The sequence below is a fragment of the Lachnospiraceae bacterium JLR.KK002 genome, from assembly GCA_036941025.1.
GTDB lineage: Bacteria > Bacillota > Clostridia > Lachnospirales > Lachnospiraceae > Petralouisia.
The window spans coordinates 1,541,087-1,554,861 of the sequence record JAYMNP010000001.1; the positions used below are offsets into that span (position 1 = coordinate 1,541,087).

Genomic DNA, 13,775 nt, shown 5'->3' on the forward strand with positions numbered 1-13,775 from the left:
TTACATCCTCCGAAATCTTTCATACCGCTGTCCTGCCAGCTCCTCCTGTTCCATAGGCAGATACTGATGAAGAAATCTGCGGATTTCCTCCTGCATTGCCTCTGCAATTTTCCCAACATTCTGCGGATTTGCCGGCTGAGGCTCACGGATGATTTTTTCAATGATTCCAAGTTCTTTTAATTCTTCCGCTGTCACCCGCATCCGTTCTGCAGCTTTCGGAGCTTTCCCTGCGTCTTTCCACATAATGGACGCAAATCCCTCCGGGGACAGAATGGTATAGGTGGCATTTTCCATCATCCATACCTCATTGCCCACTGCCAGCGCCAGAGCGCCGCCGCTGCCTCCTTCGCCGATAACGATGCTTAAAACCGGCACCGTCAGATCGGACATTTCAAAAAGATTTCTGGCGATGGCTTCCCCCTGGCCCCGCTCTTCCGCTTCCATGCCGCAGAAAGCTCCTGGCGTATCCACAAAGCAGATAATGGGACGTCGGAATTTTTCCGCCTGTTTCATCAGACGCAATGCTTTCCGATAGCCCTCCGGGGAAGGCATTCCGAAATTACGGGTGATATTCTCTTTGGTGGTTTTCCCTTTCTGCTGCCCAATCACAGTTACAGGACACCCGTCGAAATACCCGATTCCGCCCACAACAGCTCCGTCGTCTGCAAAATGGCGGTCTCCGTGGAGTTCCAGAAAATCCTTAAAAATTTCCCTTATATAATCCATTGCACCGGGACGGTCCTGAGCCCTGGCCCGCTGTACCCGCTCCCAGGCAGATACTTTTTCCTGGGAACGGCTTTCTTCCTGGATTTCCGTTTTTTTTCTCCGATTTGGGATTAGCCCTTCTTTTGGCTCCACCTGCCGGTGCATGACAATGAGCCTGGCAAGGGTGTCTTTCAGTTCTTCCCGCTCCACAATTCCGTCAATCAGGCCGTGTTCCAGCAGAAATTCCGCCCGCTGAAATCCTTCGGGCAGCTTCTGCCGGATGGTCTGCTCTATAACCCTGGGCCCTGCAAATCCCACCAGAGCCCCCGGTTCAGCCAGAATCACATCTCCCAGCATGGCAAAGCTGGCGGTTACCCCTCCGGTGGTGGGGTCCGTCAGTACGGAAATATAGAGAAGTCCTGCCTTTGCATGGCGTTTCAGGGCCCCGGAGGTTTTGGCCATCTGCATGAGAGATACCATACCTTCCTGCATTCTGGCGCCGCCGGAACAGGTAAAAATAATCACCGGAAGTTTTTCTCTGGTGGCACGCTCCACAGCCCTGGTGATTTTTTCTCCTGTGACAGCTCCCATGCTGCCCATGAGAAACCTTCCGTCACAGACACAGATTACTGCCCGTTCCCCGTGGATGTTACCCGCGCCGCAGGTAACTGCCTCGTCAATGTTCAGTTTTTCCTGCAGAGACCGGATTTTACTCTGATAATCCGGATAATGTAACGGGTCTTTCTGTTCCAGCCCTTCGTCCCACTTTTCATAAGTCCCTTTATCCACCACCATTCTCAGACGTTTTTTCGTGGTAATCCGGAAATATTTTCCGCATTTATAGCACACGTAATGGTTCTGCCGCACATCTTCTTTGTAGAGAAGTTCTCCGCATCCGTCACATTTTATCCAGAGGCCTTCCGGTACCGATGGTTCTTTTTCGGACATCAGAACCGTTCCGGTTTTCTTGAATTTCAGCATTTGTCACCCGCCTCCTTTTATTTATTCCTGATTTTATTAAATTTTAATTTTATTTATCGAAATATTTCTGTATAAAACCTGTATTGACATTCCCGGACTGAAAAACCGGATGATTCAGAATATCATACTGAAAATCCAGATTGGTAGTAATTCCGTCCACCACCACTTCTCCAAGGGCGCTGCGCATTTTCCGAATAGCGTCCGCCCGGTCTTCCCCGTGGACAATTACTTTCGCCACCATGGAATCATAGTAAGACGGAATGGTATATCCGTTATAGAGGGCCGATTCAATTCTCACACCGTTTCCTCCGGGAAAATGCAGATCTTTTACCGTTCCCGGACAGGGCATAAAATTCTGCTCCGGATTCTCCGCGTTAATGCGGCATTCAATGGCATGGCCTCTCAGCGTAATATCCTCCTGCCTTAGCTTCAGTTTCTCTCCTGCCGCAATCCGAATCTGTTCTTTCACCAGATCCACCCCTGTCACCATTTCCGTCACAGGATGTTCCACCTGAATTCTGGTATTCATTTCCATAAAATAAAAATTTTTCTCTTTATCCAGCAGGAATTCAACGGTTCCCGCATTCTCATACCCCACGGCCCTGGCTGCAAGCACAGCTGTGTTCCCCATACGTTCCCGCAAATCCTCATCTATGGCCGCACCGGGCGATTCTTCCAGCAGTTTCTGGTGGCGTCTCTGAATGGAGCAATCCCGTTCTCCCAGCCAGAGCACGGTACCGTATTTATCCGCCAGAATCTGGATTTCAATATGCCTGGGCTCCTCCATATATTTTTCGATATACATGGTATTGTCGCCGAACCCGCTGACGGATTCCTGCTGGGCCAGCTGAAAAGCCTGGACAAACCCTTCCCGGTCCGAAGCCACACGCATACCTTTCCCGCCGCCTCCGGAGGATGCTTTAATCATCACAGGAAATCCTGTTTTCTCTGCGATTTCCAGCCCCTGCTCCGCCTCATATACCGACTCTCCTGGCCCCGGCACCACCGGAATCCCGGCGTCCATCATGGTTGCCCTGGCCTGGGATTTGTTTCCCATTTTCCCTATCATATCTCCGGAGGGGCCGATAAATGAAATACCGCATGTTTCGCACATATCCGCAAAATGTTCATTTTCGGACAAAAAGCCAAACCCAGGATGGATGGCCTGGGCTTTTGTGGCAATTGCCGCGCTTAAAATGCGCTCCATATTCAGATAGCTGTCCGCCGGGGAGGCTTTTCCAATGCAGACCGCCTGGTCTGCAAGCTGGGTATGCAGCGCTTCCCGGTCTGCCTCTGAGTATACTGCCACAGAGAGAATTCCCATCTCCCGGCAGGCACGGATAATACGCACTGCAATTTCTCCCCTGTTGGCAATCAATATTTTCTGAAACATATAAAATGCTCCTTTAACTTTTATGCTAATATCTTATATCCGGCTGTTATCCAATGGCAAATGTCAGTTCCACTGCCACGGCGGTTTTGCCGTTTACCGTGGCTTTTGCATTCCCGATGCCCACCGGCCCTTTCTGTTTCACAATTTCAACTTCCAGCATCAGTACATCTCCCGGCACCACTTTCTGTTTGAACCGGGCCTTATTAATGGCCCCGAAATATGCGGTTTTTCCCTGAAAATCCGGCTGGCTTAAAATGGCCACCGCGCCGGTCTGTGCCAGAGCTTCCACAATCAGTACCCCCGGCATCACCGGTTCTCCCGGAAAATGCCCTGCGAAAAAAGGCTCGTTATAAGTAACGCATTTTTTCCCCAGTGCGCGTATTCCCGGCTCCAGTTCCTCTATGGTATCCAGCAGCAGAAAAGGCTGCCGGTGAGGAATAATTTCCATAATCTCTCTGGTTCCCATAAGTGACATCACAGTTCCTCCTGTCTTTCCTTCCTGTTTTATCTGCCGATTACAAACAGCGGCTGGCCAAATTCTATCACATCCTCGTTGGATACCAGAATCTGCTTTACCACGCCCTCATAGTCGCTTTCAATTTCATTCATCAGTTTCATGGCTTCCACAATTCCAAGGGTCTGGCCTCTGGATACATGGTCCCCTACTTTCACAAAAGGCTCTGCCTCCGGCTCCGGCCCGCTGTAAAACGTCCCAACCAGCGGAGATTTCACAATATTTCCTTCGGAGGAAATATCGGAAGGCCTGCTCCCGGCGGAAACAGCTTCCGCCTCTGGAACCTCTGCTGCTCTGGCTCCGCCTGCTTTTGCATCCACTGCAACCAGTGTCTGCTGCTTTTCTTTTTTCATTGAAATCACAATCCCTTTTTCCTCATAGGAAAAACGGGTCAGTTCAGACTCCGAAACTGTCTGAATCAGTTTTACAAGATTATCAAATTCCATGCTGCTGTCTCCACTCCCTGTTTTTCGCTCATTTACCATTTCCTTTTCAGGAATCCTGCTGACTGAATTTTTTCAGAATCAGGCTGGCGTTGTGCCCGCCAAATCCCAGAGAATTTGTTAAGGCATACTGAAACTTCCGGTCTTTTCCGTTATTCTTCATGTAATTCAAATCAAGTTCTGCTTCTGACTCCTGCAGTCCCACTGTGGCATGGATATATTCATGCCGCATCTGCAGAATACATGCAATCACTTCCACCGCCCCGGCTGCTCCCAGCAGATGTCCGATCATGGACTTGGTGGAATTGATGTCCAGTTCATACGCATAGGCTCCAAAAGCCTGTTTGATGGCTCTGGTCTCAAACAGATCATTGTGATGGGTACTGGTTCCGTGGGCATTGATGTATTCCACCTGTTCCGGTGCAATCCCCGCGTCTGCCATGGCCTGCTTCATGGCCATGGCCGCTCCCATACCGTCTTCCGCCGGAGAAGTAATGTGGAAGGCGTCGCTGGTTGCGCCATAGCCCGCTACTTCCGCCAGAATGGCCGCCCCCCGTGCTCTGGCATGTTCCAGTTCCTCCAGAACCACGACGCCGGCTCCTTCTCCCATGACGAATCCGCTGCGCTCTTTATCAAAAGGAATGGAGCAGCGGTTCACATCGTTGCTGGATGACAATGCGGTCAGCGCGGTAAATCCGCCGATTCCAATGGGGGTAATGGCGCTTTCCGTTCCTCCGGCCACCATCACATCCGCATCTCCCACCTGTATGGTGCGGAATGCTTCTCCAATGGAGTGGGTGCCCGTGGCGCAGGCTGTCACCACATTGATACTTTTTCCTTTCAGACCGAACTGAATGGAAACATTTCCGGCGGCCATATTGGTAATCATCAGAGGCACCAGCAGGGGATTGATTCTGCCCGGCCCCTTTTCCAGCAGACGCTTATGTTCCCTCTCCAGGGCCTGAAGGCTTCCCACACCGGAGCCAATGGCACATCCCACCCGGTACGGGTCTTCCTGCTCCATCTGAATGCCGGACTGTTCCAGCGCTTCTTTTGCCGCAGCCACCGCATACTGGCAGAACAGCTCCATGCGCTTTGCAGATTTTACATCCATATAATTCTTTCCTTCGAATCCTCTGACGCTGGCAGCCACCTTTACTTTAAAATCTGCGGTATCAAACTGTGTAATCTCACCAAATCCTGTTTTTCCCGCTTTTAAACTGTCCCAGAATTCTTCCGTATTCAGCCCGATGGGGGTAATGGCGCCCATTCCGGTTACTACAACTCGTTTCATTCCGTCTCCTTCCATTTCTATCTGTCTTTGTTCATCTCCATCCGGTTCATTTCCATCTCTTTCATTTCTTTTATTTCTTTCATCTTCTCCTACATTCCCATGCCGCCGTCTGCCTGGATGACCTGCCCGGTCAGATAAGAGGCGTCTTCAGAGGCCAGGAAGCAGACCACCTTTGCCACTTCTTCCGCTGTTCCGAACCTCCGGAAAGGAATCTGGGCTTTTCCGGCTTCCACTGCTGCTTCCGGCAGTTTTTCCGTCATCTCCGTTTCAATAAATCCAGGTGCAACTGCATTGACGCGGATTTCTCTGGATGCAAGCTCTCTGGCCAGGGATTTGGTCAGTCCGATAATCCCGGCCTTGGAAGCCGCATAGTTGGTCTGTCCCGCATTTCCCATAATTCCGGAAATGGAAGAAATATTCACAATACTGCCAGATTTCTGGCGCAGCATTTGCCTGGCCCCATGCTTACAGGTATGGAACACCCCTTTTAAATTCGTGTCCAGCACTTCGTCAAACTCTGCTTCTGTCATTTTCAGAATCAGGTTATCTCTGGTAATTCCTGCGTTGTTTACCAGAATATCGAGACGTTTATATTCTGACACCACCTGCTTTATCATCTGCTCCACAGCCTCCGGATCTGCCACGCTGCACTGAAACAGCGACGCGCTCCCTCCTGCGGCCTGAATTTCCGCTCTGGTCTGCTCTGCCTGTTCCTGAGAGCCATTATAATTTATCACCACATGGGCTCCTTCGGCAGCCAGCGCTTTTGCAATGGCCCTGCCAATCCCGCGGGAGCCTCCTGTTACCAGAGCTGTCTGTCCTGCTAATTTCATATGGGTTCCCTCCTGCCTTTCTGTCTGTCCTCATCCTTCTGTCCGCAGCATTTCCAGCAGCCGCTCCATGTCTTCCACCGTTTCCACATGATAACTGTCCACATGGGGCGCAATTTTTTTCAGGAATCCGGAAAGGGTCTTTTTGGGACCGATTTCAATAAACGTATCCACACCCTCCGACACCATAAGTTCCACGCTCTGCTGCCAGCGCACCGGAGCGAAAATCTGCTTCTCCAGCAGCCCCTTCACTTCATCTTTATCACTGACAGAACCGGCGGTCACATTGGAAATATAAGGCGTTTTCAATTCTCTGATTTCCACCTTTTCCAGTTCTGCCGCCAGCTTCTTTCCTGCTTCCGCCAGTAATTCGGAATGAAACGGTCCGCTGACGTTCAGAGGGATACACCGTTTCGCTCCTGCTTCCTGCAGGTTTTTCGCCGCCTGCTTCACAGCCTGTTCCTGTCCGGTAATCACAATCTGTCCGGGACAGTTGTAATTGGCTACGGATACAATCCCTTTTGTCTTCTCACAGATTTTTTCCACCAGACTGCTGTCTGCGCCCATAACCGCCATCATGGCTCCGCCTGCGGGCACTGCCTCCTGCATCAGCCTGCCCCGCTTTACAATCAGTTTCAGAGCGTCATGTACCGACAGTCCGCCAGAAGCAGTCAGGGCCGCATATTCGCCCAGACTTAAACCTGCATTTACAGAAGAGGAAACCCCCTGTTCTTCCAGCACTTTCAATATTGCAAGTTCTACGGTAAGCATGGCAACCTGTGTATATTCCGTAACGTGCAGCTTCTCATTTTCCCGGAAGATCAGCTCCTCCATGGACATGCCGGACACTTTTCCGGCAATGGCAAACACTTCCTTCGCCCTGTCATAATTTTCATAAAAATCCCTGCCCATTCCGGTATACTGGGCGCCCTGTCCCGGAAATACAAATGCAATTTTTCTCATTTTCCTGCCCCCTGCATCAAAGCTGCGGCTTCTTCCATCATTTCCTCTATCATTTCCCGGCAGCTCTGTTCTTTCTTAATCAGTCCTGCAATCTGGCCTGCCATTACAGTCCCGTGTTTTACATCCCCGTCTATCACCGCATTCCGCAGAGAGCCTGCGGCGAGCAGTTCCAGTTCTTCAAAGGGGACTCCCTCCTGCTCCTTCTGTATGTAATCTCTGGTCATCTGATTGCGGAGCTGGCGGATAGGGTGTCCATGGCTTCTTCCGGTCACTGCGGAATCAATATCCTTTGCCCTGATAATCCGCTCTTTGTAATTTGGATGGCAGATGGATTCCTCTGCCACCACAAACCGGGTTCCAATCTGCACTGCCTGAGCGCCCAGCATAAAGGCTGCCGCAATGCCTCTTCCGTCTCCGATTCCTCCGGCTGCAATCACCGGAATTTTCACCGCATCCACAACCTGGGGCACCAGCGTCATGGTGGTGGCGGCTCCAATATGGCCGCCGGACTCGGTTCCCTCTGCAATCACTGCATCCGCACCGCCGCGCTCCATCATTCTGGCCAGTGCCACGCTGGCTACCACCGGAATCACTTTACTCCCGGCCTCTTTCCAGATTTCCATGTATTTTCCCGGATTCCCGGCGCCGGTGGTAATCACCGGAACTTTTTCTTCCGCAAGTACCTGCGCCACCTCATCCGCATAAGGGCTTAAAAGCATTACATTTACCCCGATGGGCCGGTCTGTCTGTTCTCTGGCTTTGCGGATTTCTCCCCGCACCCAGTCTGCCGGTGCGTTTGCAGCGCCGATAATGCCAAGTCCTCCGGCCGCCGACACAGCGGCCGCCAGATGATGTTCTGCCACCCAGGCCATACCGCCCTGGATGATGGGTACTTCTATCTGTAACAGCTCTGTAATCTCTGTCTTCAATTGCCACACCTCTTATTCCACGCCTTTTTCTTTCAGATACTCTGCCACATCTCCCACAGTCGCCAGTTTCTCCAGATCCTCTGAAGGGATTTCCACGGAATATTCGTCTTCCAGTGCCATCACCAGCTCAAATAAGTCCAGGGAGTCTGCTCCCAGGTCGTCCTTGAAGGAATCTTCCGGTGTAATCTTTCCTGCTTCTGTGTTTAACTGCTCAGCAATCAGTTCTTTTATTCTCTCTAACATCTTTCATTCTCCTTTTAATTTTCAAATATTTTGATATTCAAAGTATAGCACAAAAATTTTCTTTGTCAATCCTGTTTTTTATCTGTTCAGATTTCTGATAACTTTCCAATTTGACGGTAGAAATTTTTCCCTGCATATGATATTCTATTAAGGAGAGAACAGTCCGGACTCTGTAACCGGCGTTCTCACTGCTAACAGGATAAAGGGGGAAATGGTAATGATAAAATTAGCAACCAGAGATTTGTCCGCAGGAATGGTTACTGCTGCTCCTGTTTACAGTAAGACAGGCCAGCTTCTGTTTCCTGCCCGTACGGTGATGACTACCCAGAGAATTTCCTATCTGGAGTTCTACGGAATTGAGAACGTCCAGATTATCCCGGAAAAAGACATTACCGATGCTTCTGTGGAAGATTTTGCCCAGGATAACGATACGGAATCTTATTCCCAGAAAGTAAAACGGAGCCGGAAGTTCCACATGTTTAAGGTCGATTACTCCAAAAAAACCAAATTTCTGGAGAATTCTTTTCAAAATCTGATAAATAAAACCGAGGTTCTTGACTCAGGCGCCCTTCTGGAGCAAATCAGCAGCCTGTATACCGACCACCTCACATCTCTTTCTGTTTTTGATATGCTGCACAACATGCGCCAGATTGACGACACCACTTATGCCCACAGTATCAATGTGGCCATTATCAGCCGTATGATGGGTAAATGGCTTTCATTTTCCGATGAAGATCTGGAAATTCTGACTCTGGCCGGTTTGCTGCACGATATCGGAAAGTGCAAAGTTGACCCGAACATTCTTTCCAAGCCCGATACGCTGACTCCGGCAGAATTCAGACAGGTAAAACAGCATCCCCGGTACGGCATGGAGATTCTTGCCGATTTCAATCTGGACGAACGGGTCCGCTCCGCGGTTCTCATGCACCATGAACGCTGCGATGGTTCCGGCTACCCTTCCGGGCTGAAAGGAAATGCCATCGCCGACTTTGCCAAAATCATCGCCATCGCCGATGTATACGACGCCATGACCTGCAACCGCTGTTACCGGAAGGGAATCTGTCCCTTTGAAGTGATTGCCACTTTTGAGCGCAAAGGCTTTGAACGATATGAGTCTGCGTATCTGCTTCCTTTCCTGACGAATATTATCAATACCTATATTGGCAACACGGTGCTGTTAAACGATGGTTCCTCCGGCAAAATCATCCTCATTAACAAACAGTATCTGTCCCGGCCGGTCATCAGCACTCCGGCAGAGAAATATCTGGATTTGTCCAGACATCCGGAACTTTATATTCAGGCAATTATATAGCAGCAACTTTACAGGGAAAGTAAAAGAAAAGAGGTAAATTATGAGTGAAAAGCCCAACACCAGCCCCGAAACTGACGGAATGGAAGACGATGATTCCGACATACTTGTGACTCTGTCTCTGGACGACGATTCCGAAGTGGAATGCAGAATTCTTACGATTTTTGAACTGGAAGACCAGGATTACATTGTACTTCTCCCGCTGGACAAAGACGGCAATGACAATGAAGAAGGAGAAGTGTTCATTTACCGTTATCACGAAGATGACGACGGCAATCCTTCTCTGGAAAATATCGAAGATGACAACGAATACGAGGCAGTCACCGACCGGTTTGACGAACTTCTGGATGAAGCAGAATGGGATTCTCTCCTGGGTGAAGACTGACAGAGGCCATGCGGCATAAGTTATGACAGAGCAATTCATAACTTATGCCGCATGTTTTTCATTTTAAGAAGTCCGGGAAGATTCTTCCGGCTGCATTTCTTCCAGAAACCGGGAAACATCCAGTTCCCTGCCATTGTAGTTCCTGACACTGTGAATACAGAGTTCTTTTCTGGCTCTGGTAACTCCCACATAGAACATTCTGCGTTCCTCCTCCAGCTCCATATCCAGAACAGCTTTCTTATAAGGCATCAGTTCTTCATTCACATCCAGGATATGTACTTTTTCGTACTCCAGCCCTTTGGCACTGTGCAGGGTGGCCAGAGAAACGCAGTCTGTCAGCAGTTCCTGCTGCTGTTTCTGCCGCTGCAGTTCCTTCGTATATTCCTCCATATGGTCAAACCACTCCTCATAAGAGGAAAATTGTCTGGCACCGCCCTGAAGTTCATCCAGCACTTCCAGCAAATGCTCTCCGCTGATTCTGCGGTATTGCGCATAAGCCTCCAGAAATTCCTCATATCCGATTCCCATTCGGATATAATTGATGGCAGCATAAGGCCCGATTCTGCTTAAAACACGCAAATCCGCTTCTAACTGTTCAATCCGTTCTGCAACCCAGTGCTGCTTTTTCTCATAAAAATAATCTGCCCACACGTCAAACGCCACCGTGTCTTCCGGCAGACTGTCTCTGGTGATATACCGGTTGGGCCGGTTCATAATCTGAAGCATGTCCTTCCGGCTCCGGCTTCCCTGCCCAAGACGTATGTAAGTCAGAATATCTCTGGTTATCCAGTGCTCATAAAGATTCGGAATATTATCTCTGGTGCGGAAAGGAATGTTGTACGCCATAAGCCGGGACATAAAGATGCGGGGCTGGGTATTGGTGCGGAACAGAACCGCCATATCATTGTAACCGTACCCGGCTTTCACATCCTGTAAAATCTGTTCAACCACCCCTTTTCCCTCCTCCTGCTGATTTTCCCAGAGGTAATACTGTACTGTGGCATCCTGATTTCCGCCGGACTGAAGGTTTTTTTCAAACCGCCGGGTATTATGGGAAATCAGCCGCCGGGATGCATCTACAATGGATTTTCCAGAGCGGTAATTTACATCAAGAAGCACCTGCCCGGCCTCCGGATATACCTGTGTAAATCCCAGCATCAGTTCCGGTTTTGCACCCCGGAACCTGTAAATGGACTGATCGTCGTCTCCTACCACAAACAGATTATTTTCCGGCAGCGCCAGCATTTTCACGATATCGAACTGAAGTTTGTTGATATCCTGAAACTCATCAATTAAAATATACTGATATTTCCGCTGCCAGGCTGACAGAATATCCTTCCTCTGGTCGAACAGTTCATAACAGTACACCAGCATATCGTCGAAATCAATCAGGCGGTGCTGCTTCATCCTGTCGTCATAGTTCCGGTAAATCTGCTCAAAAATTTCTTTGGCGCATGTTTTGGAATAATAATGCTCCAGAGCAATTCCGGTATTTTTCATCAGACTGATTTCTCCCAGCAAATCCCCCATAAATTCTTTTTCGTCTTCATATTCCAGATGCATATGCCGTATAATATCCCCCATAAACTGAAAACGTTGTTCTTCCCGGATAATATTCCCTGCGTGAAATCCATAGGCGTGTTTGAGAATATGAAAAAAGACGGCGTGAAAGGTTCCGAACGTAACCGGATACTTTTTCCCGCCTGTGAGACGGTAAAACCGTTCCTTCATTTCTGTTGCTGCCGCTCTGGTAAATGTGATTACGAGAATATGGGACGGGTCTGCGTGCTGATTTGTAATCAGGTATTTTGTCCGCTCCGTGATAACCCTGGTCTTGCCAGACCCCGGACCTGCCAGTACAAGCAGCGGTCCGGCGGTATGTCTGACTGCCTGGGTCTGAGATTTGTTCAGACTCATAGATTATAATTCCTTTTCCAGTCTTGCAATGGCTGCCTGAATCCTTGCCACTGATTCCTCTCTGCCCAGAACCTCCATAAGCTCCGTAGCTCCTCCCGGCGTCATCTGCTTTCCGGAAACCGCAGTGCGCACGGGCCACATGGCATATCCGTTCTTGCAGCCTTTTTCTTTCACATATCCGCAGAGAGTATCGTACAGGGCGTCATTGGAATAGTCCTCCTGCTTTTCAAAAACGGGCAGAAGCTCCCGCAGCACCTCCAGCGAAGATTCCGGGGTGGTTTTCATTTTCTTATGGGCATACATGGAAATTTCATATTCCGGTACGGCGTCAAAGAAATCCACATGTTCCGCAATATCCGGAAAAACTTCGATTCTGGTCTTTACCATAGCCGCAATCTTCTTCAAATCATAAGGTTTATGAACCGACTCTTTCAGGTAAGGCTCTGCCAGTTCATAAAACCGGTCAAACTCCATGGCTTTCAGATATTCCCCGTTCATCCATTTTAATTTGACCATATCGAACACTGCCGGAGACTTGCTTATTCTGCGGTAATCAAAATCCCGTATCAGTTCTTCCAGAGAAAAGATTTCTCTGTTTTCCTCAGGGCTCCAGCCCAAAAGGGCAATAAAATTCACCACTGCTTCCGGGATAAAACCCTGCTCCAGCAGTTCTTCAAAAGAGGCATGGCCGCTTCGTTTGGACAGCTTTTTGTGATTTTCGTCGGTAATCAGGGGCAGATGGATATATACCGGGGACTCCCATCCAAAAGCATCATACAGCCGCTGATACTTGGGTGCGGAGGACAGATATTCATTTCCCCTCACCACATGGGTGATATGCATGGTATGGTCGTCCACCACATTTGCAAAATTATAGGTAGGGTATCCGTCCGACTTGATTAAAATCATATCATCCAGTTCCGCATTTTCCACAGTAATGTCTCCGTACAGTTCATCGTGAAAGGTGGTGGTCCCTTCCCTGGGAATATTCTGACGAATCACAAAGGGCTTTCCGGCTGCCAGATTCCCTTTTACTTCTTCTTCTGACAGAGACAGGCAGTGCTTGTCATACATCATGATTTCCTTGCCTTCCACAATCTCTGTTTTCAGAGATTCCAGACGCTCTCTGTCACAGAAACAGTAATATGCCTCGCCCTTTTTCACCAGTTCCTCCGCATATTTCATATAAATTCCTGTTTTCATCCGCTCGCTCTGGACATAGGGGCCGAATCCCCCGTCTCTGTCCGGGCCTTCATCATGGACAAGCCCTGCCTGCTCCATGGTGCGGTAAATAATCTCCGTGGCTCCTTCCACAAAACGCTCCTGGTCCGTGTCCTCAATCCGGAGCATAAATTCTCCGCCCGCATGTTTTGCAATCAAAAATTCATACAGTGCGGAACGAAGGTTACCCACATGCATTTTCCCGGTTGGGCTCGGCGCATATCTTGTTCTCACTTTGCTCATGTTTTCTCCTTTATATTCCTGTTATATTTCCACATTAAAAAAATCCAGCATATAGGTAATTTCTGCCAGACCCACTGCCGCGTCATGAATGGCCCCCAGGTCTTTTTCCCTGAATCCTTTTTCCAGTTCCTGTTTGGAAACCTCGAACATCTCCCGCAAATCTTCTTCCTTAATCTCCATATCCATTTCTGTTTTCTCCTTTCCTGATTACTGGCGCTCAATAAAGTATTATACAACGATTTTACTCCAATAAAAAGGGTTTCCTGCAAGAAAATAAAAAAATTTGTAACTATTCAGCCTTCGGCTTCATAGTTACTGAATCCGGCCTGTTCCGGTTTGCCTTCGGCAAAGAGGCCAGATTCTTCTCAACCACTACACATTCTCACGGACTTTGCAGCAAGCGCA

The 13,775-nt window shown here is 49.1% G+C and carries 14 protein-coding genes; 2 read left to right on the plus strand and 12 right to left on the minus strand.

Annotated elements, in window-relative coordinates:
* From VSQ32_07490 to acpP, 9 genes are all read right to left on the minus strand, one after another.
* Positions 1-1,686 carry an acetyl-CoA carboxylase carboxyltransferase subunit alpha gene (locus VSQ32_07490; GenBank protein MEH2942706.1) on the minus strand — a complete coding sequence of 562 codons (1,686 nt, stop codon included), beginning with the start codon at positions 1,684-1,686 and terminating at the stop codon, positions 1-3.
* Positions 1,687-1,735: 49 nt separating this feature from the next.
* Positions 1,736-3,079 (minus strand): acetyl-CoA carboxylase biotin carboxylase subunit, encoded by a 1,344-nt coding sequence (locus tag VSQ32_07495; GenBank protein ID MEH2942707.1) that lies wholly within the window; start codon positions 3,077-3,079, stop codon positions 1,736-1,738.
* A 46-nt stretch (positions 3,080-3,125) separates the two neighbouring features.
* Positions 3,126-3,554, minus strand: coding sequence for a 3-hydroxyacyl-ACP dehydratase FabZ (gene fabZ / locus VSQ32_07500; GenBank protein ID MEH2942708.1), 429 nt, complete (start codon positions 3,552-3,554; stop codon positions 3,126-3,128).
* Positions 3,555-3,583: 29 nt separating this feature from the next.
* Entirely contained in the window at positions 3,584-4,039 is a 456-nt protein-coding gene (gene accB / locus VSQ32_07505; GenBank protein ID MEH2942709.1) for an acetyl-CoA carboxylase biotin carboxyl carrier protein, read from the minus strand.
* 46 nt (positions 4,040-4,085) lie between these two features.
* The gene (gene fabF / locus VSQ32_07510; GenBank protein MEH2942710.1) at positions 4,086-5,330 is read right to left on the minus strand and encodes a beta-ketoacyl-ACP synthase II; all 1,245 of its coding nucleotides are present in this window, start codon (positions 5,328-5,330) and stop codon (positions 4,086-4,088) included.
* 89 nt (positions 5,331-5,419) lie between these two features.
* Complete coding sequence (fabG, locus tag VSQ32_07515; protein ID MEH2942711.1) at positions 5,420-6,163, minus strand: 3-oxoacyl-[acyl-carrier-protein] reductase; 744 nt, start codon at positions 6,161-6,163, stop codon at positions 5,420-5,422.
* Positions 6,164-6,193: 30 nt separating this feature from the next.
* The gene (fabD, locus tag VSQ32_07520) at positions 6,194-7,123 is read right to left on the minus strand and encodes an ACP S-malonyltransferase (protein ID MEH2942712.1); all 930 of its coding nucleotides are present in this window, start codon (positions 7,121-7,123) and stop codon (positions 6,194-6,196) included.
* Complete coding sequence (fabK, locus tag VSQ32_07525; GenBank protein ID MEH2942713.1) at positions 7,120-8,052, minus strand: enoyl-[acyl-carrier-protein] reductase FabK; 933 nt, start codon at positions 8,050-8,052, stop codon at positions 7,120-7,122. The genes fabD and fabK overlap by 4 nt, the downstream gene beginning before the upstream one ends.
* A gap of 12 nt (positions 8,053-8,064) precedes the next feature.
* Positions 8,065-8,295, minus strand: coding sequence for an acyl carrier protein (acpP, locus tag VSQ32_07530; protein MEH2942714.1), 231 nt, complete (start codon positions 8,293-8,295; stop codon positions 8,065-8,067).
* Positions 8,296-8,512: 217 nt separating this feature from the next.
* Here acpP and VSQ32_07535 point away from each other — a divergent pair, with 217 nt between their 5' ends.
* Both VSQ32_07535 and VSQ32_07540 read left to right on the plus strand, forming a co-directional pair.
* Complete coding sequence (locus VSQ32_07535) at positions 8,513-9,607, plus strand: HD-GYP domain-containing protein (GenBank protein ID MEH2942715.1); 1,095 nt, start codon at positions 8,513-8,515, stop codon at positions 9,605-9,607.
* 40 nt (positions 9,608-9,647) lie between these two features.
* Positions 9,648-9,989 (plus strand): DUF1292 domain-containing protein, encoded by a 342-nt coding sequence (locus VSQ32_07540; GenBank protein MEH2942716.1) that lies wholly within the window; start codon positions 9,648-9,650, stop codon positions 9,987-9,989.
* A gap of 63 nt (positions 9,990-10,052) precedes the next feature.
* Here VSQ32_07540 and VSQ32_07545 read toward each other — a convergent pair whose 3' ends face one another.
* The 3 genes from VSQ32_07545 to VSQ32_07555 are packed head-to-tail and all read right to left on the minus strand — an operon-like array spanning position 10,053 to position 13,556.
* Positions 10,053-11,906, minus strand: coding sequence for an ATP-dependent helicase (locus VSQ32_07545; protein ID MEH2942717.1), 1,854 nt, complete (start codon positions 11,904-11,906; stop codon positions 10,053-10,055).
* Positions 11,907-11,909: 3 nt separating this feature from the next.
* Complete coding sequence (gene gltX, locus VSQ32_07550) at positions 11,910-13,370, minus strand: glutamate--tRNA ligase (protein ID MEH2942718.1); 1,461 nt, start codon at positions 13,368-13,370, stop codon at positions 11,910-11,912.
* 21 nt (positions 13,371-13,391) lie between these two features.
* Positions 13,392-13,556 (minus strand): hypothetical protein, encoded by a 165-nt coding sequence (locus tag VSQ32_07555; GenBank protein ID MEH2942719.1) that lies wholly within the window; start codon positions 13,554-13,556, stop codon positions 13,392-13,394.
* Positions 13,557-13,775 lie beyond the last annotated feature (219 nt).

Coding starts and splice junctions, on each gene's coding strand:
- VSQ32_07490 (MEH2942706.1), bottom strand. CDS start 1,686: ATGCTGAAATTCAAGAAAACCGGAACGGTTCTGATGTCCGAAAAAGAA.
- VSQ32_07495 (MEH2942707.1), bottom strand. CDS start 3,079: ATGTTTCAGAAAATATTGATTGCCAACAGGGGAGAAATTGCAGTGCGT.
- fabZ (MEH2942708.1), bottom strand. CDS start 3,554: ATGTCACTTATGGGAACCAGAGAGATTATGGAAATTATTCCTCACCGG.
- accB (MEH2942709.1), bottom strand. CDS start 4,039: ATGGAATTTGATAATCTTGTAAAACTGATTCAGACAGTTTCGGAGTCT.
- fabF (MEH2942710.1), bottom strand. CDS start 5,330: ATGAAACGAGTTGTAGTAACCGGAATGGGCGCCATTACCCCCATCGGG.
- fabG (MEH2942711.1), bottom strand. CDS start 6,163: ATGAAATTAGCAGGACAGACAGCTCTGGTAACAGGAGGCTCCCGCGGG.
- fabD (MEH2942712.1), bottom strand. CDS start 7,123: ATGAGAAAAATTGCATTTGTATTTCCGGGACAGGGCGCCCAGTATACC.
- acpP (MEH2942714.1), bottom strand. CDS start 8,295: ATGTTAGAGAGAATAAAAGAACTGATTGCTGAGCAGTTAAACACAGAA.
- VSQ32_07535 (MEH2942715.1), top strand. CDS start 8,513: ATGATAAAATTAGCAACCAGAGATTTGTCCGCAGGAATGGTTACTGCT.
- VSQ32_07540 (MEH2942716.1), top strand. CDS start 9,648: ATGAGTGAAAAGCCCAACACCAGCCCCGAAACTGACGGAATGGAAGAC.
- VSQ32_07545 (MEH2942717.1), bottom strand. CDS start 11,906: ATGAGTCTGAACAAATCTCAGACCCAGGCAGTCAGACATACCGCCGGA.
- gltX (MEH2942718.1), bottom strand. CDS start 13,370: ATGAGCAAAGTGAGAACAAGATATGCGCCGAGCCCAACCGGGAAAATG.
- VSQ32_07555 (MEH2942719.1), bottom strand. CDS start 13,556: ATGGATATGGAGATTAAGGAAGAAGATTTGCGGGAGATGTTCGAGGTT.